General features: G+C 63.3%; 23 protein-coding genes, 1 tRNA gene and 1 pseudogene. 17 read left to right on the forward strand and 8 right to left on the reverse strand.

Annotation, left to right across the window (positions count from 1 at the left end; translation table 11 throughout):
* The first annotated feature begins 12 nt into the window (after positions 1-12).
* The 4 genes from ABH922_RS03570 (at position 13) to ABH922_RS03585 (ending at position 3,783) form a co-directional block, all read left to right on the forward strand.
* Entirely contained in the window at positions 13-1,395 is a 1,383-nt protein-coding gene (locus tag ABH922_RS03570; RefSeq protein WP_424809548.1) for a HAMP domain-containing sensor histidine kinase, read from the forward strand.
* Between the two features lie 142 nt (positions 1,396-1,537).
* The gene (locus tag ABH922_RS03575; RefSeq protein ID WP_424805621.1) at positions 1,538-3,037 is read left to right on the forward strand and encodes a trypsin-like peptidase domain-containing protein; all 1,500 of its coding nucleotides are present in this window, start codon (positions 1,538-1,540) and stop codon (positions 3,035-3,037) included.
* Between the two features lie 80 nt (positions 3,038-3,117).
* Positions 3,118-3,615, forward strand: a complete 498-nt coding sequence (locus ABH922_RS03580) for a MogA/MoaB family molybdenum cofactor biosynthesis protein (RefSeq protein ID WP_424809549.1) — start codon at positions 3,118-3,120, stop codon at positions 3,613-3,615.
* Positions 3,616-3,618: 3 nt separating this feature from the next.
* Positions 3,619-3,783, forward strand: a complete 165-nt coding sequence (locus ABH922_RS03585) for a hypothetical protein (RefSeq protein ID WP_424805622.1) — start codon at positions 3,619-3,621, stop codon at positions 3,781-3,783.
* A gap of 70 nt (positions 3,784-3,853) precedes the next feature.
* Here ABH922_RS03585 and mscL read toward each other — a convergent pair whose 3' ends face one another.
* The 4 genes from mscL to ABH922_RS03605 form a co-directional block, all read right to left on the reverse strand.
* Entirely contained in the window at positions 3,854-4,273 is a 420-nt protein-coding gene (mscL, locus tag ABH922_RS03590) for a large conductance mechanosensitive channel protein MscL (protein WP_424805623.1), read from the reverse strand.
* A 95-nt stretch (positions 4,274-4,368) separates the two neighbouring features.
* Positions 4,369-5,088 (reverse strand): SAF domain-containing protein, encoded by a 720-nt coding sequence (locus tag ABH922_RS03595; protein ID WP_424805624.1) that lies wholly within the window; start codon positions 5,086-5,088, stop codon positions 4,369-4,371.
* A 102-nt stretch (positions 5,089-5,190) separates the two neighbouring features.
* Positions 5,191-5,505: an FmdB family zinc ribbon protein gene (locus ABH922_RS03600; RefSeq protein ID WP_424805625.1), complete on the reverse strand. Its 315-nt coding sequence runs from the start codon at positions 5,503-5,505 to the stop codon at positions 5,191-5,193.
* Between the two features lie 80 nt (positions 5,506-5,585).
* Positions 5,586-6,188 (reverse strand): 5-formyltetrahydrofolate cyclo-ligase, encoded by a 603-nt coding sequence (locus tag ABH922_RS03605; protein WP_424805626.1) that lies wholly within the window; start codon positions 6,186-6,188, stop codon positions 5,586-5,588.
* Positions 6,189-6,247: 59 nt separating this feature from the next.
* Here ABH922_RS03605 and ABH922_RS03610 point away from each other — a divergent pair, with 59 nt between their 5' ends.
* The 5 genes from ABH922_RS03610 to ABH922_RS03630 all read left to right on the forward strand — a co-directional run bounded on the left by ABH922_RS03610 (position 6,248) and on the right by ABH922_RS03630 (position 10,388).
* Complete coding sequence (locus ABH922_RS03610; protein WP_424805627.1) at positions 6,248-7,159, forward strand: UTP--glucose-1-phosphate uridylyltransferase; 912 nt, start codon at positions 6,248-6,250, stop codon at positions 7,157-7,159.
* Positions 7,160-7,311: 152 nt separating this feature from the next.
* On the forward strand, positions 7,312-8,571 hold the full coding sequence (gene glp / locus ABH922_RS03615) for a gephyrin-like molybdotransferase Glp (RefSeq protein ID WP_424805628.1): 1,260 nt from the start codon (positions 7,312-7,314) through the stop codon (positions 8,569-8,571).
* Positions 8,572-8,601: 30 nt separating this feature from the next.
* Positions 8,602-9,237, forward strand: a complete 636-nt coding sequence (locus tag ABH922_RS03620) for a GNAT family N-acetyltransferase (RefSeq protein ID WP_424805630.1) — start codon at positions 8,602-8,604, stop codon at positions 9,235-9,237.
* Positions 9,238-9,494: 257 nt separating this feature from the next.
* Positions 9,495-10,232, forward strand: a complete 738-nt coding sequence (gene glpR, locus ABH922_RS03625; RefSeq protein ID WP_424805631.1) for a gephyrin-like molybdotransferase receptor GlpR — start codon at positions 9,495-9,497, stop codon at positions 10,230-10,232.
* A gap of 80 nt (positions 10,233-10,312) precedes the next feature.
* Positions 10,313-10,388, forward strand: a tRNA-Ala gene (locus tag ABH922_RS03630).
* A gap of 552 nt (positions 10,389-10,940) precedes the next feature.
* Here the strand turns inward: ABH922_RS03630 and ABH922_RS03635 are convergent.
* Positions 10,941-11,633 (reverse strand): hypothetical protein, encoded by a 693-nt coding sequence (locus tag ABH922_RS03635; RefSeq protein ID WP_424805632.1) that lies wholly within the window; start codon positions 11,631-11,633, stop codon positions 10,941-10,943.
* A gap of 448 nt (positions 11,634-12,081) precedes the next feature.
* Between ABH922_RS03635 and ABH922_RS03640 the strand changes: the two are divergent.
* Positions 12,082-12,587 (forward strand): annotated as a pseudogene (locus tag ABH922_RS03640) (ImmA/IrrE family metallo-endopeptidase).
* Positions 12,584-13,588 (forward strand): hypothetical protein, encoded by a 1,005-nt coding sequence (locus ABH922_RS03645; protein WP_424805634.1) that lies wholly within the window; start codon positions 12,584-12,586, stop codon positions 13,586-13,588. Before ABH922_RS03640 ends, ABH922_RS03645 begins: the two are co-directional and overlap by 4 nt.
* Positions 13,589-13,644: 56 nt before the next feature.
* On the opposite strand, the gene ABH922_RS03650 is transcribed toward ABH922_RS03645, so the two are convergent.
* Entirely contained in the window at positions 13,645-14,061 is a 417-nt protein-coding gene (locus tag ABH922_RS03650; RefSeq protein WP_003946231.1) for a helix-turn-helix domain-containing protein, read from the reverse strand.
* Positions 14,062-14,543: 482 nt separating this feature from the next.
* On the opposite strand from ABH922_RS03650, the gene ABH922_RS03655 reads away from it, so the two are divergent.
* From ABH922_RS03655 to ABH922_RS03665, 3 genes are all read left to right on the forward strand, one after another.
* The gene (locus ABH922_RS03655; RefSeq protein WP_424805635.1) at positions 14,544-14,699 is read left to right on the forward strand and encodes a hypothetical protein; all 156 of its coding nucleotides are present in this window, start codon (positions 14,544-14,546) and stop codon (positions 14,697-14,699) included.
* A gap of 102 nt (positions 14,700-14,801) precedes the next feature.
* Positions 14,802-15,644, forward strand: a complete 843-nt coding sequence (locus ABH922_RS03660) for an SDR family oxidoreductase (RefSeq protein ID WP_424809550.1) — start codon at positions 14,802-14,804, stop codon at positions 15,642-15,644.
* A 334-nt stretch (positions 15,645-15,978) separates the two neighbouring features.
* Complete coding sequence (locus tag ABH922_RS03665; protein ID WP_424805636.1) at positions 15,979-17,196, forward strand: arginine deiminase; 1,218 nt, start codon at positions 15,979-15,981, stop codon at positions 17,194-17,196.
* Positions 17,197-17,200: 4 nt separating this feature from the next.
* On the opposite strand, the gene arsC is transcribed toward ABH922_RS03665, so the two are convergent.
* Complete coding sequence (arsC, locus tag ABH922_RS03670; protein ID WP_424809551.1) at positions 17,201-17,554, reverse strand: arsenate reductase (glutaredoxin); 354 nt, start codon at positions 17,552-17,554, stop codon at positions 17,201-17,203.
* Positions 17,555-17,648: 94 nt separating this feature from the next.
* Between arsC and ABH922_RS03675 the strand changes: the two genes are divergently transcribed.
* Genes ABH922_RS03675 through ABH922_RS03685 form a run of 3 tightly spaced genes read left to right on the forward strand, consistent with a single transcriptional unit; the run spans position 17,649 to position 19,203 of the window.
* The gene (locus tag ABH922_RS03675; protein WP_424805637.1) at positions 17,649-18,332 is read left to right on the forward strand and encodes an SDR family oxidoreductase; all 684 of its coding nucleotides are present in this window, start codon (positions 17,649-17,651) and stop codon (positions 18,330-18,332) included.
* 31 nt (positions 18,333-18,363) lie between these two features.
* Positions 18,364-18,723 (forward strand): GntR family transcriptional regulator, encoded by a 360-nt coding sequence (locus ABH922_RS03680; RefSeq protein WP_424805638.1) that lies wholly within the window; start codon positions 18,364-18,366, stop codon positions 18,721-18,723.
* A 48-nt stretch (positions 18,724-18,771) separates the two neighbouring features.
* The gene (locus tag ABH922_RS03685; protein ID WP_424805639.1) at positions 18,772-19,203 is read left to right on the forward strand and encodes a DoxX family protein; all 432 of its coding nucleotides are present in this window, start codon (positions 18,772-18,774) and stop codon (positions 19,201-19,203) included.
* A 6-nt stretch (positions 19,204-19,209) separates the two neighbouring features.
* On the opposite strand, the gene ABH922_RS03690 is transcribed toward ABH922_RS03685, so the two are convergent.
* Positions 19,210-20,769, reverse strand: a complete 1,560-nt coding sequence (locus ABH922_RS03690; protein ID WP_424805640.1) for a dolichyl-phosphate-mannose--protein mannosyltransferase — start codon at positions 20,767-20,769, stop codon at positions 19,210-19,212.
* Positions 20,770-20,771 lie beyond the last annotated feature (2 nt).

The raw sequence follows: 20,771 nt of genomic DNA on the forward strand, positions 1-20,771 counted from the left end.
GCCCAGGTCGAGATGCGTCCGCCGATGCCGTTGACCCGCTCGGTGTCGCTGCGCTGGCGAGTGACCCTGCTCGCCGCATCGGTGGTCGCGGTGGCCGTCGCCGTGATGGCGATCGCCGCCTACGCCGTGGTCTCGCGTGCGCTCTACGACGACGTCGACCATCAACTGCGGACCCGCGCGTCGGTGCTCATCGACAGCAACATCGTCCGTTTCGACCCCCGCTACATCTCGGGGGCGACCCTCTACACCACCGACATCAGTGTGGCCCTGATCTTCTCGGACCTCGAGACCTACCAGCCGCCGGGCTCGCAGGCGCCGATCGGCGAACCGGAACAGTCGGTGGCCCGCGGCGAGGCGCAGTCGTCACTGCGAACCGTCGACGGGCAACGGGTGCTGGCTCAGCGGACCAACGACGGCAGCACTCTGGTGATCGCCCAGCGCCTCGACCCGACTGTTGCGGTGCTCGACCGGCTTGCGTGGGTTCTCTTCGTGGTAGGAGGTTGCGGGGTCGTTCTCGCCGCAGCTGCCGGAACAACCGTGGGACGCACCGGGTTACGGCCGATCGCCCGATTGACGGCGGCGACGGAGCGGGTAGCGCGCACCGATGACCTGACGCCGATTCCCGTCACCGGAAGTGATGAATTGGCCCGTCTGACGGAAAGTTTCAACACGATGCTCCGGGCACTCGCGGAGTCGCGTGAGCGACAGAGCCGACTGGTCGCCGACGCCGGCCATGAACTGCGCACACCCCTGACTTCTCTGCGGACCAACATGGAATTGTTGATCGCGTCGAGTCGTCCTGGCGCACCCCGGATTCCGGACGAGGACATGGTGGAACTACGTGCAGACGTCGTTGCCCAGATCGAGGAGCTGTCCACTCTGGTGGGCGACCTCGTCGATCTCGCCCGTGAAGATGCACCCGAAACCGTGTACGAGCGCGTCGACGTCAGTGACGTCGTCGACCGGTCGCTCGAACGGGCACGCCGTCGCCGCAACGAAATCGAATTCGAAGCGGAGACCACCCCGTGGTACGTGTACGGCGATCAGGCCGGGCTTTCGCGAGCCGTGCTGAACGTGCTCGACAATGCGGCCAAATGGAGCCCGACCGGCGAACAGGTCCGTGTCTCGATGCAGCCGGTGGGGCCGGGACTGCTCGAATTGACGGTCAGCGACGCCGGTCCGGGAATCCCCGAAGAAGATCGAGAGCTCGTCTTCGACCGCTTCTACCGGTCGACGGCCGCCCGATCGATGCCCGGTTCCGGTCTGGGGCTCGCCATCGTGCGCCAGGTCGTCGTCAAGCACGGTGGCACCATTGCTATCGACGAATCGGATCGGGGTGGGGCGCTGGTACGAATCGTACTGCCGGGTGAACCGGGTCTCGGTCCGGAGCACTGATACCAAAAATCGACATTTCGGGCGTAAATTCTTTACGGAGTGCCAGGTACATCTCAGGGCTCTCTCAGACCGAGAGAGCAAGGTGGTCAACAGAACAGTTGCGACCACCGGTCCGGTGATCGCCGAACACGAAAGTGAGCCGATGACCGAGGATCGCAATGTCGGGCCGAACCGTCCCGAGCAGCCGCAGAACGACCCGACCGCAGCTCAGCCGACCGAAGCCCATCCGACCACTGCTCAGGGGCCGGCTCACCCCACCGAATCCTTCACACGGCCGACGGAATCCTTCGGACAGCCGTATCAGTCCGGTCAGCCCAACCAGCAGTACGGTCAGGTGCCGCAGCCGACTCAGTCATTCGGAGCCCACCCACAACACGGTGCACAACCGAGCGGATACCCACCCGCGAACCCGTACACGCCTTCCGGGGCCGGTGGATCCGGTGGCCCGGCGGGTCCAGGTGGGCCACCGGTACCGCCCGCCTTGCAGGGCCCCGGTTCAGCGCCCACTCCGCCCAAGCGGTCCGGACGGATGGCGCTGGTGGCCGGCGCGTTGGCGCTCGTGCTCGTCGGCGGTGGCGTCGGCGGTGCGATAGGGGCAACGGTTGCCAACCGTGACGGTGGTACCACCACCGTGACCAATTCGCTTGCCGCGCCCAAGGTCTCCGCCACCAACACCTCCAATGCGCCGGCCGGCTCGGTGCAGGCGGTAGCCGCCAAGGTAGTGCCGAGTGTGGTACAGATCGAGGTGCAGACAAGTCAGGGCCAGGGCGGTGAAGGTTCCGGAGTCATTTTGTCCTCGGACGGTCTGATCCTCACCAACAACCACGTCGCCGGCGCGCAAGGAGCGCAACTGCGCGTGACGTTCTCGGACGGAAGCAAAGCGCCCGCGAAGCTGGTCGGTGCCGATCCGGTATCCGATATCGCCGTCATCAAGGTCGAAGGACGTAACGATCTCACCCCGATCGATCTGGGAACGTCAGCGGACGTGCAGGTGGGCCAGCAGGTCGTCGCCGTCGGATCCCCGCTCGGCCTGGCCGGAACAGTGACCGAGGGAATCATCTCCGCACTCAACCGCCCGGTCTCCACCAGCGGCGAGTCGGGCAACCAGAACACGGTCATCGACGCCCTGCAGACCGACGCGGCCATCAACCCGGGCAACTCCGGTGGTGCGCTGGTCAACATGGACGGAAAATTGATCGGCGTCAACACGGCCATCGCATCCTTGGGGGCGTCCTCGGGCGGGCAGAGCGGGTCGATCGGACTCGGTTTCGCAATCCCGATCGATCAGGCGCGTCGAATCGCCGACGAACTCGTCAAGACGGGCTCGGCCACCCAGGCGATCATCGGAGTCACCGTGCCACAACAGGACAACGCCGACGGAGCCACGGTCATGGATGTCACACCCGACGGACCGGCCGCCTCCGCCGAAATCCCGAAGGGTGCCGTCATCACCAAGGTCGACGACCGGGTCATCGCGGACGGCGATTCCCTGATCGCCGCGGTTCGTTCCCATGCCCCCGGCGACAAGGTGACCATCACCTACACCGAAGGCGGTCAGACCAAGACCGCCGACGTCACCCTCGGTACCTCGACGGCGCAGTCCACCGCGCAGCCGCAGCTTACAGTGCCGGGAGGCCGCTGATGTCCGATGACCAACTGTTGCTCGAGCCGATTCTCGACCGACTCGCTACCGACCTGGGTTCGGCCACTACGGTAGGGGGCATGGAACTCGAAGCCACTTCGGCCGGCCGTGCCCTCGTAGTGATCGTCGACGATCGCACCGCGCACGGCGACAACACGGACTCCATCGGACCGCTGGTCACCGAGCTGCTGAACGAAGCCGGGTTCCTCGTCGACGCGACTGTCGCCGTCGCCGCCGACGAGGTGGAGATTCGCAACGCTCTCAACACCGCCGTCATCGGCGGCGTCGACCTGGTCATCTCGGTCGGCGGGACGGGCGTCTCCCCGCGTGATGTCACCCCGGACGTCACCGCCGAGGTGCTCGACCGCGAGATTCCAGGCATCGCCGAGGCACTTCGCGCGTCAGGTCTCTCGGCAGGTTCGCTCGAAGCCGGATTGTCCCGCGGGCTTGTCGGAGTGTCCGGCAGTACGGTGGTGGCCAATCTTGCGTCGACGCGACCGGCGATTCGAGACGGAATGGCCACGTTGACGGTGTTGGCGAGTCATGTCATCGCCGAGTTGTCCAGGCTGGACGGCTGAGCAGTGACCGAGAGCAGTTCCGCTTCGACGCCCGTCGACCGGGCCAGGCTTGCCCGCGTCTTCGGGGACGTGTTCCCCGAGACGACCTCGGACGAACGTGGACCCGAAGGCCACCCGTCGACGGACGACGAGTGGCTGCGCGGACAGGTCCCACCGCACCACGGCTGAACAAGACAGTGGACAAAAGAAATCGGGCCTGGCGAGTGACAACTCGCCAGGCCCGACCCGTCTGTCGGTCTTACTCGAGCGACTTGGCGTGGGCGCCGCTGTCCGGACCGGCGTTGGCCGAAAGGATGTCGCGGATCTGGATGAGCAGATCGGTTTCGCTGGCTTCCTTGTCCTCCGGCTCGGATACGAACTTCTTCTTGGCAGCGTTCGCCGGAACTATCAGTACGAAGTAGACGACGGCCGCAATGATGACGAAATTGATGATCGCGGTGATCACCGAGCCGAAGTTGACGAATGTCTCCCGGTTTCCGGCGATGATCTCGGTGCCGAAGCCGAGATCATCGGATCCGCCGATAGCCGCGACCAGAGGATTGATGATGTTCTCGGTGAACGCCGTCACGATCGCGGTGAATGCGGCACCGACGACAACTGCGACAGCCAAGTCCAACACATTCCCGCGGAGCAGGAAGTCCTTGAATCCCTTGAGCATTTCGGTGTCCCCTCGATTCTCCGTGGCGAGTGCACGGTGGTTCCGGTGTGGAACCGACTGCAAAAATATTAGAGGAGCGGCGTTGTCCGCGTGAGTTACCTGAAGGTCACGGTCAAGGCAGTGGCGAGGGATGCGGCGGCGACGGCATGAGCGGCATCGACGGGAAGCGCGAGCATGACTACCTGTTCCCGCTGGTTACGGGTGTCCGTAGGCGCCGTCACCAAAACGACTATCGCCCCGTTGGCCAGGACTCGGGGAGCGCTGTGGTTGCTTGATTCGTTCGGAGTGTCGGGCATGGTGGTGAGGACGTCGACGCTGTCCCCGGTGTGCAGGATATTCGCCACCGCAGGGTCGGCCAGCCGGACCGGGACTATCCGGGCGTCGTCGGAACCTACTGCGAGCCCGGCGAGGCGCGAGCCCAGAAGTCGGCTGTCCGTCACTATCTCCCCGGCGCGCATCGGTCCGGCGGCAGTACTCCCGAGGGCGTCGGCCGGTTCGGTGAGCGTGCCGTCGGGAAGCTGCCCCGCGGCGAATTCACGGATGTCGAGATCGGCGGCCTCGATGACTCGGCCGGAGCTCAGGTCGTGGGCAGCGACGACCACTGCGATACGTTCCGATGCCGGATCGGGGCGAACGAGAAGGACGATACCGAGTAGAGCGAGGGCCAGTGCCGCCACCCGCCGGACCACCGTGGCGGACACACGCTTCGATTCCGCGGCGACGGACAATCGGTCGACGAGGTTGGGCGTCAGATCTCGGTGAGCGGCGGCCCGTGAACCGATGATCCGGGTCAGGTGCGGAAGAGCTGGCGGCATACAGGCAACTTATGGCCGGACGCACAGCGTCCGGCCATAAGTTGTTCAGATGTGGACAACCAGTGAGGTTGTGCAGAAAGTCGGATGGAGAAGGCCGACAGATCAGTTGGCGGGAGCTTTGGCAGGCGTAGCCGCGCTGCTCGACGAGCTCGACTCGGTTTTTGCCGCGGGCGCCGATTCGCTCTTCGCGGCGGGAGCCGAGTCGTTCTTGGCCGCGGGCTCACTGGCTGTTCCCGAACTACCACGGCTGTCGGTGCGGTAGAAGCCGCTGCCCTTGAACACGATGCCGACCGAGTTGAACAGCTTGCGGAGTTTGCCGGAGCACGCCGGGCACACCGTCAGCGAGTCGTCGCTGAAGGACTGGACGATGTCGAAACGGTTGTCACATTCCGTACATGCGTATGAGTAAGTGGGCACTTGGCTTCCTCCGCTATGTATCCGAACCGCGTATTCACACCGCAGCAGTTAGCACTCTACAAGTGGCAGTGCCAACAGCGCTAATCAGGTTTTTGTTCCCGCCCCGCGTCCCGGTTCAGGCGGGTGACTCCGGATGTCGGTGTCAGGGCCCATCCCATCGGTATGTCGTGTTCGTCCGCAGGTAACTGGTTGACCAGTTCGTCGTCCCGGACGACGGCGACGAGCCGGGCCTCGGGCGCAACTGCACCGAGCGTCCGGTCGTAAAAGCCTGCGCCGCGTCCGAGGCGAGTTCCACTCCGATCCACGGCGAGCGCAGGCACCAGAATTGTCTCGGCCAGACCGACGGTCGACGGTGGAAGCACCGGCCCCGTCGGCTCGCGGAGACCGTACTTGGCGGGGCGCAATGCAGCCGCACCCGTGTACTCGACCCAGGACAGCGGCCCAGGATCCCCGGTGATCGGGAGCAGTACCCGCACTGCGCGCTCCGCCAGTGCGTCGAGCAACTCGGTGGAACCAGGTTCGGTCCGGGTCGGCACGTACGCACAGACCGTCGAACCACGCTCGATCAACGACGCTACATGCGTGATGAGCGCCGAAGTTTCCGCATGTCGGATCGCTTCGGACAAGTCGGACCGAGCGTCCAGGATGGTTTGACGCCATTGCGGCTTTGTCGGAAGTGGCACAGGTCAACGATAGGCATCAGGACAACCGACGGGTAACAACTGGCGGCTATGGTGTTGGCATGACAGACGTCGTCGCCACCAGTAAGAGCGCTTTCCGTACAGCCGTGGTTCCCGCCGCGGGCCTGGGAACCCGTTTCTTGCCGGCCACCAAAACGGTCCCCAAGGAACTGCTTCCGGTTGTGGACACACCCGGCATCGAACTCGTGGCAGGGGAAGCAGCAGACTCCGGCGCCGAACGACTGGTCATCGTCACCTCGCCAGGCAAGGACGGCGTGGTCGCGCATTTCGTCGAAGACCTGGTACTCGAAAGCAAATTGGAAGCGAGCGGCAAGTTCGCTCTACTGGCCAAGGTTCGCAAAGCCGCCGGACTCCTCGAAGTGGACTCCGTCATCCAGGAGCAGCCACTCGGACTCGGCCACGCCGTCGGATGCGTCGAGGCAGTGCTCGACGACGACGAAGACGCCGTAGCGGTACTTCTTCCCGACGACCTCGTATTGCCACGAGGCGTCCTCGAGATAATGGCACGCGTCCGTGCCAAGCGCGGCGGTTCCGTGCTCTGCGCGATCGACGTACCCAAGAGCGAGGTCAGCGCCTACGGGGTCTTCGATGTCGAAACCGTCCCGGACGCCGTCAACCCGGACGTGCTCAAGGTCGTCGGGATGGTCGAGAAGCCGTCGATCGAGGACGCACCGTCCACGTATGCGGCAGCTGGGCGATACCTGCTCGACCGTGCGATCTTCGACGCACTTCGTCGGATCGTGCCCGGGACGGGCGGCGAACTCCAACTGACCGACGCCATTGCGTTGCTGATCTCGGAGGGACATCCGGTGCACGTCGTCGTACACCGGGGGACCAGGCACGACCTCGGTAACCCGGGTGGCTATCTTCGAGCGTCCGTGGACTTCGCTCTCGACAGCGAGGACTACGGCCCGTCGCTACGGGAGTGGCTGACAGACCGTCTCGAACGTTGAGCGTGTCGTCGCGGTAGTCGGTCGTTTCATGACGCAGTATCGAGAGCGCCTGCCCGACTGGGCAAGGCATCATGGACTGACGAATTGATCGACGAGAAGCACACCGTCTGACGACTATCGCCGGATTCGAGACACAGGAGGACGCGGACCAGATGCGGTCGGTTGAGGAGCAGCAGACCAGGGTGACAGCTGCTGCAGTGGCGCCCCGGCCGGTTCGAGTGGCCATCTCCGAGGCCCAAGGTTTGTTGTGCGCTGAGGAAGTGGTGACCGAGCGACCTCTGCCCGGATTCGATCAGGCGGCCATCGACGGATATGCAGTGCGTAGCGTCGACGTGGTCGGTGCGGGATCGGACATGCGTGGCGAGGACGGCGAACCGGTAGATCTCACGTTGCCGGTGGTCGGAGAGGTGACCGCGGGTTCGCGTCAACCCATTCGACTTCAACCACGCCAAGCGGTACGCGTCGACACCGGAGCCCCGTTGCCCACTCTTGCCGACGCGGTTCTCCCGCTGGAGCACACCGACGGCGGCCGTGCCCGGGTTCGGGTGTTCGAGCAGGTGCGGTCCGGAGACTATGTTCGCCGAGCCGGCGACGACGTCCAACCGGGCGATGTCGCGGTTCGAGCCGGCACCATCATCGGAGCAGCTCAGGTCGGCTTGCTCGCGGCAGTCGGGCGGGACAAGGTCCTCGTTCACCCGAGGCCGCGGTTGTCGGTCATCAGTGTGGGTGGGGAACTCGTCGACATCGATCGCACTCCCGGTCCAGGACAGGTGTACGACGTCAACTCGTACGCACTCGCTGCCGCAGCCCGCGACGCCGGGGCGGACGTCAACCGAGTCGGCATCGCCGGTTCCGACGCTCGCAGGCTGCGGGAAGTCGTCGAGGGACAACTCATCCGTTCGGAAATCGTGGTGATCGCGGGTGCAGTGGGCGGCGGGGCGTCCGACGAAGTTCGTGAGGCCCTGTCGGATCTCGGCACCCTCGAAGTCGAACGAGTCGCCATGCACCCCGGCTCCGTCCAGGGATTCGGTCAGCTCGGCCGAGACGAAGTGCCGACCTTCCTCCTGCCGTCCAACCCGGTCAGCGCGCTCGTCGTGTTCGAGGTGATGGTCCGCCCGTTGATCCGGATCGCGTTGGGACGTCGCCAGCCGATGCGCCGCGTCGTGCGCGCACGGACAGTGGGAACCATCACGTCGATCGCCGACCGCAAGGGATTCCTGCGTGGACAGCTGATGCGAGACGAAGCCACCGGCGAGTACCTGGTGCAAGCCCTCGGCGGCGCTCCCGGGTCGTCCTCGCACCTGTTGGCGACGTTGGCGGAGGCCAACTGCCTGGTCCTGCTCGATCGCGATGTCACCGAGGTCCACATCGGTGAAGAAGTCGATGTCGCGTTCCTCGCCCAGCGTGGCTGACCGACTGCGGCCTCGATCGATGGAGAGATGATGTCTGTTCATCCTGGCTGGCCGGCCGATCTCGGTCCGTTGCGGGTGGCCGCCGGTGTGGTCACGGTTCGTCCGGTCAAGTTGCGAGACGCGTCGACGTGGAGTCGGCTGCGGATCCGCGATCGTGAGCACCTCGAGCCTTGGGAGCCGACCGGCGAGTCGCCGTGGGAGGTACGCCACCACATCACGGTGTGGCCGTCGATGTGTGGAAGTCTCCGGTCGGAGGCGCGCAAGGGCCGACTTCTGCCGATGGCCATCGAGCTCGACGGTAAGTACTGCGGGCAGATCACCGTCGGGAATATCGTGCGGGGAGCACTACGGTCGGCATGGGTGGGCTATTGGGTAGGTTCGCATGCCGTCGGTGGCGGCGTGGCGACGGCTGCCCTCGCTCTGACACTCGACCACGCGTTTTCCACGGTAGGGCTGCATCGTGTCGAAGCGACGGTGCGCCCGGAAAACGCAGCCAGTCGAGCGGTGTTGAGGAATGTCGGGTTCCGGGAGGAAGGCCTGCTGGAACGATATCTCGACGTCGACGGGCGGTGGCGAGACCACATCCTGGTCGCAATGACCGTCGAAGAAGTACGAACTACGGTGGCCGACAAAATGGTTCGGAGTGGCCGCGCGTCGTGGGTGTGACGGAAACCGGGGGTGGTGGTGAGCAAAATCGTGGTTACCGAATCCCCATGGACTTTGCTCCCCGGAAATTGTGACCTTTGCTTCGATGAATTATCGAGGCATTTCGTATTAAACGGTCAGTTTGGTTCGGTACGCATGTGACACATGGGTAAGGTGAGGTTCGGCGCGTCGGCAACGATGCGGGGGCGTCTGCCGTTAACCTTTAAACGTCAACGGCTGGTGTAGGTGCTGGTAGGTGATTGGGAGGAGGCCCCGGCATGCCGAGTTCATTCGTGTGGATCGGGCTCGTGGCCGTATGGCTGTTCGTCCTGGTCCCGATGATCGTCAACAAACGTCCCAGGATTCGCCAAACCAGCGATGCCGCACTTGCGACCAGAGTTCTTCACCGCGGCGACAGCAACCCAGTTCAACGCGGACCGGCAGCAGGACATCGAAGCGATCCGAACTGGCAACCCGAACCAGTGCGCAACAGCTACGACGCGGAGGACCAGATGGACACTCACGCAGACGACGATCACGACACCGGTGTACGCGCGCCGGTCGGCGAATACGTGCCGGTTCGGCGCGGGCGCGGCGGGTTCGATCCGCAAGCCGACGCGATCGCCAGAGAAGCGCGGTATGCCTTCCGTCAGCGCACGCTCCTCGGCTTGGCTTTCATCTCGATCATGGCGGGCGCACTGGCACTCATCATCTCGCCGATGGTCTGGTGGGTATTCGGTATCGCCGTGGTCGGATTGGGCGGATACCTCGCATATCTGCGTCGTCAGGTCCGAATCGAACAGGAAATTCGTCGCCGCCGTACCGAGCGACTGAATCGCTCGCGGCTCGGAGTCGAATCGCACACTGACGAAGAGCTGCGACTCATTCCGTCCAGGCTGCGTCGCCCGGGCGCGGTAGTGCTGGAGATCGACGACGAGGATCCGACGTTCGATCACCTCGACCACTACGAGGAAATGGCTGTTCGAGCGGAGATGCGTCGCGCCTCCGGGCTATGACGGTGCCTCCATTGCCAGGCGATTCCACTCTCGCCGCGGCGGCCTGATAGTGTGATCCAGCATCGTTTCGGCGGTGTACCGGGGCTGTGGCGCAGTTGGTAGCGCGCTTCGTTCGCATCGAAGAGGTCAGGGGTTCGATTCCCCTCAGCTCCACCATAAAATAGAGGTCAGAGGCGCCCTCCGTTCACGCGGAGGGTGCCTCTTCTTTGTCTGGCTCGGCATATCGATCCTCGGTTCGACGGAGCAGACCAAGCAGTCGTCGGAACCGACTCCAGCACTCGCCATTGCATCGATGGATGCTGGGAGGGAGCGGAATCCTCGCCGGATGGTTTCGCCGATCCGATGTGCTCGCGGGGTGAAATGTGCGATGTCTCATACCGCTGAACAGGATGCCTGGCATCTGATCGCTCGCGAATACGGCATGATGCGACTCTGATACACAATTGCCTGATATGTAACGAGAACCCTTGCCTCTCGATATGCAGGGGGAGCACAGCCACGCCCAGTTGGTGTTCGCGTGCTCGTGCCGGGGAGGAGATGGATGAGCCAGCCACGACGGTTGACGAAGGCATTCGTTGCCGTGATGTGTCTGACCGGGATCGGATTTCTTGCTGTCTCGGTCTTTCCTGCCGTGGTTGCTGCCCAGCCCGGCACGTATGTCGTTACCGACCAGCAGTATGACAGTGGCAGGTGGCACTGCCATAGTCATCACCACTGTGGAACCACAGTGGTGACACCATCTCCCACTCGGACCACGCCGCCGGTTAAACCGACGATCACGAAGCCGACCACAACCAGGCCGACGATCACGAAGCCGACCACAACCAGGCCGACGATCACGAAGCCGACCACAACCAGGCCGACGATCACGAAGCCGACCACAACCAGGCCGACGATCACGAAGCCGACCACAACCAGGCCGACGATCACGAAGCCGACCACAACCAGGCCGACGATCACGAAGCCGACCACAACCAGGCCGACGATCACGAAGCCGACCACAACCAGGCCGACGATCACGAAGCCGACCACAACCAGGCCGACGATCACGAAGCCGACCACAACCAGGCCGACGATCACGAAGCCGACCACAACCAGGCCGACGACGACGAAGCCGACGACGACGACGAAGCCGACCTCGGTGGAACCGACGACGACCTCGGTGGAACCGACCACGACGACCTCGGTGGAGCCGACCACGACGACCTCGGTGGAGCCGACCACGACGACCTCGGTGGAACCGACGACGGGCCCGGTGGAACCGACCACGACGACCTCGGTGGAACCGACCACGACGGGCCCGGTGGAGCGAACCACGACTGAGCCGCCGACTGCGCCGGAGCCGGTAGAGCTGACCACAGTGACTTCTGTACCTGCAGTGACTTCTGTACCTGCAGACATCACCGAAGAGCCTTCGACCGCCACCACTGAACCAGCGCCTGCTGTGGTGGTGCCGCCACGTGAACCGCCCACAGACCCGCCTGCCGCAGGACAGGACAATTCCCCGGTGTCGCCTTCCGGTCCGCCATTTCAAGAGACAGTGGGATCGTCCGGACAGCAGCCCGCGAGTGTTCCGAGCCCGCCTGATGTGTCACCCGCTCCGAATTCTATTGCGCCACAGGCGCTGAATCCGAAGCAGACTCAGCCTGAATCTGCCCCGACGGTATTCGCCGAGGCTCTGCCTCCCATTCAGAATGCTGCGGCCGTCGCCGGTGGCGTGGCAGGTTTGGCCGCGGTGGCCGGTGTTGCCGGCGCACTGACTTTTCGAGGCGCTTCGCTCCAGAAGGCGCGACTGGCAGCAGCTCGGGCCGAGTTTCTCTCTTCCGGTTCTTCAGGAGGTTCGTAGATCATGCAGACGAAGAGACGTTCTCATCGCCGTGTTGTCGCTGCAGTGGATGCAGTGTGTGTGATGCGGCCGCCGGATCGGAGTCGGTGTCACTGGACACTGTGGTGCGAGCTGTGGCTGTTGCGCGTGATCGTCCCATCGAGATCGATGTGGACACCCCGCTGGCGTCGGGTGTGTGTGGACAGCGACGTGCGTTCGACGATCATGACGTGATCGTGCTCGCTCCGGGCTTGCCCAATGCGGACCGGACCCTTGCTCACGAGTTGGGGCACATAGTGTTTCGGCACAGCGGTGCGGAGATAGTGGAGTCCACGTTGGAAGCGAGTGACGATCTGATCGCGTACATGCTCAGTCAGCGGTCCATTCGGCGGAACGATCCGGTGCCTGTGGACGTGATCGAGGAGTGGGAGGCCGAAACGTTCGCGGCCATGTTGATCTTGAGATTGAGAACGATGGCCGGTCGCGGTACACCGTTGTCGGTGTTGCGGTACGACGAGGCGATCGGATGATCGCATGGGGTATTGCGTTGATCGTGTGGTTCGCCGCCGGTGCGCGGCTGGGTCGAGTTGTTGCTCGTGCGGCGACGCCGTTGCGGACATCGATGGTTTTCGTGGGTTTCGCGGCGGCGCTGTCGGCGACCGTGATGGTGCCTGCGGTGTGGGACATCGTGGATCGGATAGCGCCGGAGCATCATGCTGCTGCGATGGTGTCGCTGGTGTTGTGGGTCGGTTTGGCTGCGGCGAGCGCGGTGGGGGCGGTGTCGGCGTGGCCGGTGATGTCTCGTGCCGCGATGCGCGGTGTCGCGACGGTGCTGTACGTCGTGGGTTTGTTGGTGTCGATCGCGGTTTTGTTCGGTTACGCGATTCCGGCGCTACTTTTTGTCGTCGTGGCGTTGATTCTCGTTATTTCCACCGGACTTCGCCACGTCGCGTGGGCGCCGTTGGGGCGCGGAATCGCGTTGATCGTGCTCGGCTCGTCCGCTGTTCTGGTTGTGTCGGTTGCGGTGATCGTGGGGGAATTCGGCGGTGTGCCGGCTCTCGAATCGAGTGTGTTCGGCGCTGGTTCGACGTGGTGGTTTCTGTCAGCGTCGTATGTGTTGATTGCTCTCGGAATCGTATGGGTGCTTGGAGAGACGTGGGTGAGTGCGCAGTTGGATCTGTTGCGGTTACGACGCGTTCACCGGCGTCTGGTGGAGAGGTTCCCGGAGGTGGTCGACTCGGACAACGCCGCCGGAACAGCAGTTCTTCGAGCCTCGGACATGGTCGCTCAGATCATGGATGCTCTGTATGTGCAGGCGGGAGCTGGTTTGTTCGACGGTGCAACCGCTGTACCGCCACGGTCGATCGGATCGCATGTCTCGATCTTGGCCAAGTGGATCGACGAGCCGCTGGCGGCCGACGTTTTGGATACCAGTTGGATAGCGCCGCCGGAGTCGATGTCGACGCGCAATTGGGTGTTGCTGGTGGCGAAAGAGTACGAGAGTACGAAAAAAGTAGGTCAACCGGCGTAGTCGACCTACTTCGTCATCGTCTGAAAGAGCGCTGAGGGGCGCCGCTCGGTTCTCGGTCAGCGCGAGGCGTCGGGAGGAACCTCGGGCAGTCCTTCGCTTGCGCGTAGCTTCTCTGCCATGGTGGTGAGCAGGTTCTGCGACTCTTCGGAGAGGTCGAATGCCCGGCTGGACAGACGTCGCAGTCCGTACCCCTGTAGCTGCGAGAGCAACTCGAGATCGTGGTCGATCTTCGCCGCGTAGATGTCGTTGAAGAAGTAGTCGGGCTTCACCTTGAAGAATCGGGCGAATGCTGCGACTGTCTCGTCGGACGGGTTGGTTCGCTGTCCGGAGCGAAGTTGCGAGATGTACGGCTTCGATATCTGATGGCCGTCCTCGATGAGTGCAGCTGCCACCTCGGCGTTGGTGTGGGGTTTGCGCCCGGGAGGATGAACACTGTCGAACAGTTTGTTCAGTCTTTCTGCAAAGTCAGCCATTGTGAACCGCCTCGTAACCCTCTCTAGCTAGAACTATTCTCTTCAGTGAATCCTACGGTATCACGCGGATAACCGGTTGGTAGCTCACCGTAGTCTGTTTAGTAGGCTTCTTGTCAAATATTGCCGGTTTTCGATCAGTCGCCGGTGGCGGGAACTCGAGAGATCGTATGCCCCGCTAGTTGGTGTATCCGAAAGAAATATCTACCGTGTACTGGCCTTCTTTCGTACCTTCCAGAACTCGGCTAATGGGACGGATAACAAACTTGTTTCCGGTTTTTCCTGTATTAGCTATCCGGTAGCCCGGTTTTGGCCGTCCGTTCTTATCCGAAAAGCCCAGTTCAAGTGCTCCCGCGCAGGGTGTGGCGAGATCGACCGGCCGGGCCGCTGCCGAGATGCGTTCCCGCCCGGATTGGTTCGGTCACCAGACTTATGTGGCGTTTCGCGGGGTGGCGGATGTGACCCGACGAGAGCAAAATTGTGACATGAAACACGTAATGAGTGATGCGGAGCTACGACGCGCGATCCGGGAGATCACCGATCGGGCGGATTCCGCCCGCAAGCGCGGTGACCTCGCCATGGCCGACGGTTTGGACCGCACAGTCCGGGAATATCAGGATGCGATGTCGCACCGACTCTGAGTGATCCGCGCAGACCTGCCGGTCGAACTTGGTCCGGAGGGTATTCGGCGTGCGTAGACTCGCGCCATGTCGACCAAGTCAGACCGGCGGAGTGCACGAAAGATACCTTCGCGATCTCTAACTGGCAAGAAGTGCCTGATCACGGGGGCTGGGAGTGGAATCGGCCGAGCGACGGCCCTTCTGGCTGCGAATGTGGGCGCGGATCTTTTCCTTACCGATGTCAACGACGTGTCGCTGGCGGAAACGGTGGACTTGGTACGAGCGAGCGGCGGAACGGTGAGTGTCGCCGACGCATTCGACGTTTCGGACTACGACCGTGTCGTCCAATTCGGGGCTGATGTTCACGGCCGATTTGCGTCGATGGACATCGTCATGAACATTGCCGGTATTTCGGCTTGGGGCACTATCGAGAACCTCGAACATCGCCAGTGGAAAGCGATGGTGGACGTCAATCTGATGGGCCCTATTCACATCATGGAAGTTTTTATTCCGCCGATGATCCGTGCTGGTCGTGGGGGTCATCTTGTCAATGTGTCGTCGGCCGCCGGCCTGTTGGCCTTGCCGTGGCACGCTGCGTACAGCGCCAGCAAGTTCGGGCTCAGGGGTGTGTCGGAAGTATTGCGCTTCGATCTCAAGCGGCATGGCATCGGTGTCAGCCTGGTTGTGCCCGGCGGAGTGCGGACTCCGCTGGTCGGCACCGTCGAGATCGCCGGAATCGACCGGAACGACCCCCGGGTGCAGAAGCTTGTCGGCCGCTTCGAGAGGCGTGCCGTTTCGCCCGAAAAAGTCGCAGAGTGCATTGTGCGAGGTATCGACAAGGGTCGGTACCTCGTGTACACATCGGGAGATATCCGCTTCGGGTATTGGTGGGCACGGAAGTTTTCGTTGCCGTACGAATATGTAATGCAGCTAGCTAACAATCAATTCTCGAAGCTGCTCAAGTAGGTAGCTGGAGGCAGGCCAGGGTATTAAGTCTCGCCGATAAGGGACCAAAGTCTTTAGTTGGTCTGGTTAGTCAATGAGCAGCGGTAATAATTGAAGAAGTGAAATATCACTCGCGGGTTAAATCCCGGACGATCGGTACGTTAGTTGCTGTAGTTCAACATATCCGACAACGACACTACATGTGGTTGTTCTGTCGAAAACGCAAGTTTTCCGCACTTCCCGGGGAAATAACTGAGGGCGGCCGGCTGGTCTGTTTTTCTACATGATCTTCAGGGACGGAAGAAAGTGAACCGCTCAGGATGTTGCCTGCAAGTGCCGGGACTAATGTTCAGGAATGACTGCACCCGACTCGGTACCGCTCGGCGTCGATTCAGAGGTGGGCAGATTGAGATCTGTGATCCTGCACCGACCGGACGACGAACTCAAGCGCCTTACTCCTCGGAACAACGACGCACTGCTGTTCGACGGGCTGCCATGGGTCGACCGAGCGCAGGAAGAGCACGACCGGTTCGCGGCCGTGCTCCGCGAGCGCGGCGTCGAGGTGCTGCTACTGGCGGAGCTGCTGACCCAGGCGTTGCAGGTCAGTGGTGCAGCGAGAATTCAAGGTATTGCCGCTGCCGTCGACACGCGCAAGCTCGGGCACTCGCTGGCGCAGGATCTGTCTGCTCATCTGCGCCAAGTGGAGCCGACCGAACTGTCGTCGATCCTCACCGCCGGTATGACGTTCGACGAACTACCGGTCGATACGCATTCGACCTCCCTCGTGCGGATGATGCACCACGGCGGCGACTTCGCCATCGATCCGCTGCCCAATCTGCTGTTCACTCGGGATTCGTCGTTCTGGGTGGGGCCGCGCGTGGTGATCACGTCACTGGCGTTGTCGGCGCGGGCCCGGGAATCGTCGATCACCGATCTGGTCTACGCACACCATCCGCGCTTTCGGGGAGTGCGCCGCGCCTACGAGTCGCACACCGCGCCGGTCGAGGGAGGCGACGTGTTGTTGCTCGCACCCGGGGTGATCGCCATCGGCGTCGGGGAGCGAACCTCACCGGCCGGAGCGGAGGCCTTGGCTCGAAGTGTGTTCGACGACGGGCTTGCGCACACGGTACTGGTCGTGCCGATCGAGCAGCGTCGCGCGTCGATGCACCTCGACACCGTGTGCACGATGGTCGAGGCCGACGCGGTGGTGATGTATCCGGCGATCCAGGATTCGCTCTCGGCGTTCACTGTGCGCAAGGACGACGACGGGGTGAGCATTCGAGGAGCGGCACCGTTTCTCGAAGCAGCAGCGGACGCGATGGGAATCGCCAAGCTGCGGGTCATCGACACCGGTCTCGACAACGTCACGGCAGAACGAGAGCAGTGGGACGACGGAAACAACACCCTCGCAGTCGAACCGGGTGTGGTGGTGGCCTACGAGCGCAATGTGGAGACGAACGCGCGACTCGAGGCTGCCGGAATAGAAGTCCTACGAATCGCGGGCTCGGAATTGGGTTCTGGTCGGGGCGGTCCTCGGTGCATGTCCTGCCCGGTTGCCCGCGATCCGCTCTGAGGGCTCAGAGAATGTCGTCGACCTTGGCGGCAGGTCGGGCCAGTACAGTGCCCTTGTCGGTGACGACGAACGGGCGTTCGATGAGGATGGGGTGGGTGATCATCGCGTCCAGGATCTCGGATTCGGAGGCGTCGGCCAGCCCCAGTTCCTTGTATGCCGCCTCACGTTTACGGACGGCCTGGCTCGGTACCAAGCCGGCATCGGAGATCAGTTTCTCCAGCTCCGCTCGGGTGGGCGGGGTGTCGAGGTATTTGACGACGGTGGGTTCGATACCGGCGTCCCGGATGATGCCCAGGACGGTCCGCGACGTGTTGCACCGCTGATTGTGGAAGATGGTTGCAGAGGCCATGTTCGTCATTGTGCCTCGGAGCACGGACATCGGCGTCACCTGGTGGAACAAAGCCGCCCGCTGTCGTGCTGCACTCGAGATACCGACGTGTGAGGAGAAACTGATGACCGAACATCGCAGTGTGGGCGAGCGACGAGTGGTGATCGCCGGCGGCCACGGGAAGATCGCGCAGCATCTGATCTATCTGCTGGCCGGGCACGGTGATCGGCCGGTGGCGTTGATCCGGAATCGCGCACACGAGGGCGCGGTGCGCACGTTGGGTGCGTATCCGGTGGTGACCGATTTGGAATCGGCAACGGTGGACGAACTCGCGAAGGTTCTCGAGGGCGCCGATGTGGTGGTTTTCGCGGCCGGCGCCGGTCCGGGCAGCGGAGTCGCACGGAAGGACACCGTCGATCGTGCCGGTGCCGTGTTGGTGGCCGACGCGGCCGAGAAGGCAGGTGTTCGACGTTTCATCCAGATCGGCTCGATCGGCGCCGGGGAGCCGATCCCCGACGGAACGGACGAGGTCTTCGCTGCCTATCTGGTGGCGAAGACGGCCGCCGAGGAAGATCTGCGGGCGCGATCCGCGTTGGACTGGACGATCGTGCGCCCGGGCGCCCTGACGGACGAGGATCCGATCGGCGAGGTGTCGTTGTCCGAGCCGCCGCTTGCACGCGGCTCCGTTCCCCGCGCAGACGTGGCCGCGGTGATCGAGGCGTTGATCGACGCCCCGTCGAGTGTGGGGAAGACCCTGGTGCTCACCTCGGGCCCTCGTTCGATAGCGGAGGCGGTCGGCGCGCTGTGACGGCCGAGTTCTTTCGCGGATCGGGGCGAGAGTGAAAATCGTCATCGATCACGATTCAACCGTTGCTCCGTACGACCAACTGCGGCAACAGGTTATCGAGCAGGTGCATGGCGGCGGCTTGATCGCCGGCACCAAGATTCCGACGGTGCGCGGGTTGGCGTCGGAGCTCGGTCTGGCGGCCAATACGGTCGCGAAGGCGTACCGGGCGCTCAGTGATCAGGGGGTGATCGTGACGCGGGGAAAGCAGGGAACCTTCATCGCCTCGGGGGCGGATCCGGTGCAGGCGCGGGCCGAGCAGGCAGCAACGTCGTTCGTGAACGGGGCGCGGTCACTGGGTTACTCCGACGATGAGATCAAGGCCATGGTGGCGTCGGCGTTGAGAGGCGCGTGACACGAGCCTTAGGTTGACGCTTCAACTTAAGGCTGTCAGGCTGGGAGCATGAATTCCTCCATAGTTCGTGACCTCGGAATACTCGTAGCCCGCGTCGGTCTCGGGATCATCTTCATTGCCCACGGGTGGCAGAAGTTCTTCACCTACAAGATCGCCGGGACTCAAGCGTCGTTCGAGGCCATGGGCGCGCCCGTGCCCAAGGTGAGCGCTGTTCTCGCCGCTACGGTCGAACTCGGCGGCGGAATCTTGCTGCTGGTCGGGCTGCTCACCCCGCTCGTCGGAGTGCTGCTGTTCCTGGACATGGTCGGGGCCTTCTTCATCACCCACGCCGGCAACGGGATCTTCGTCGGTGAAGGCGGCTACGAATTGGTACTCGCCCTCGGTGTCGGATCGCTGCTGATCGCCGCGCTCGGAGCCGGACGTATCAGCATCGACGGGATTCTCGGCAAGAGCAACGGTTGGGCAGCTGTTCCGGCCTGATGGAGCTTACTTCCAACTAGGTAGCCACAGATGGCTCTGCCATGAATCCGGCGTGATGGGCATGGCCGTGAGAATCGGCCACAAATACACGAAGTTCGCCACCACCAGACTCACGTACAAACTCACCGCCAGCAGGCCCGTCGTGCGGCGCTCGATCGACGCCGACGCCTTACCCAGCACATCCCCGAGCATCAGCGCAAATCCCATCACCATGAACGGGGCCAGGGCTACGGCGTAGAAGAAGTACATCTGTCGATCGAGCGTCGCGAACCATGGAAGGAACGCAGCCCCGTAGCCGGTGAGCATGACGGCGTACCGCCAGTCTCGACGCACGAAGGTCTGCCAGATCGCCCACGCCAGCATGGGTAAGGCCAGCCACCACATCGCGGGAGTTCCGATGAGCATGACGGCTTTGACACAGCTCGCCGCCCCACATCCGGTGACGTTCTCGCCGTCGGCGTAGTAGTACAGCATCGGCCGCAGGCCCATCGGCCAGGTCCACGGCTTCGATTCCCAGGGGTGACGGTTCCCGGCTGAGTTCGTCAGCCCTTCGTGAAACGTGAGAACGTTGCCGCTGTAATACCAGAGTGAGCGAAGGGCCGCCGGGACGAAACTCCACGTTCCGCCGGTGCCGATCTCGTTGCCGACGGCATGTCGGTCCACGCCGGTCTCGCTGGCGAACCACGCCCAGTAGCTGCCGAGGTAGACGACGATCGGGACGATCACCAGTGCGTAGAGTGCCGGGCCGATGTCTCGAAGAGCCGTCCCGAACCATGGACGCTGCACGCGGTACGCCCGCCGAGCCGAGACGTCGAACGCGACGCTGAGTAGCCCGAAGAAGACGATGAAGTAGAGGCCGGACCACTTGGTGCCACAGGCCAGGCCGAGGAGTACGCCGGCACCGAAACGCCACCACCGAACACCGAGGCGTGGTCCCCAGGGCGACTCGCCGATCCGACCTTCCGCATACGCGCGAGCCATGCGCTCTCGAACTTGATCTCGATCGACGACGAGGCATCCCATCGCGGCGAGGACGAAGAACGCCAGGAAGATGTCGAGCATCCCCAGCCTCGACGACACGAACGTCACACCGTCGACGATCAGCAGAATTCCCGCGATCGCGCCGATCAGTGTCGACCTGGTCATTCGGCGGACGATGCGGATCAGCAGCAGCACCATCAGGGTTCCGACGAGAGCCGACGAGAATCGCCACCCCCAACCGTTGTAGCCGAAGATCGCTTCGCCGATGGCGATCATCTGCTTTCCGACCGGCGGATGGACCACCAGGCCGTAGCCTGGATTGTCCTCGATGCCGCCACCGGTCAAAACCTGCCAGCCTTGCGGGACGTAGTGTTTCTCGTCGAAGACAGGAGTTCCCGCGTCGGTCGGGTACGCCAGCATCGTGAACCGGGTGATCGCGGCTATCGCGGTGACGACGGCGGTGACGACCCATCCGCGGAAGCGGTCCGTCGGACCGAAATCCGGGGCCGGCACCAGCGGTCCCGGACTGCGCACTACCTGATCGCTCGTGGCGGGCGTCGGCCGCTCGTCCGTCTGCACAGTCACTC

Origin of the sequence: Rhodococcus sp. 27YEA15 (assembly GCF_049739425.1) — a bacterium.
In the GTDB taxonomy this organism is placed as follows: domain Bacteria; phylum Actinomycetota; class Actinomycetes; order Mycobacteriales; family Mycobacteriaceae; genus Rhodococcus_F.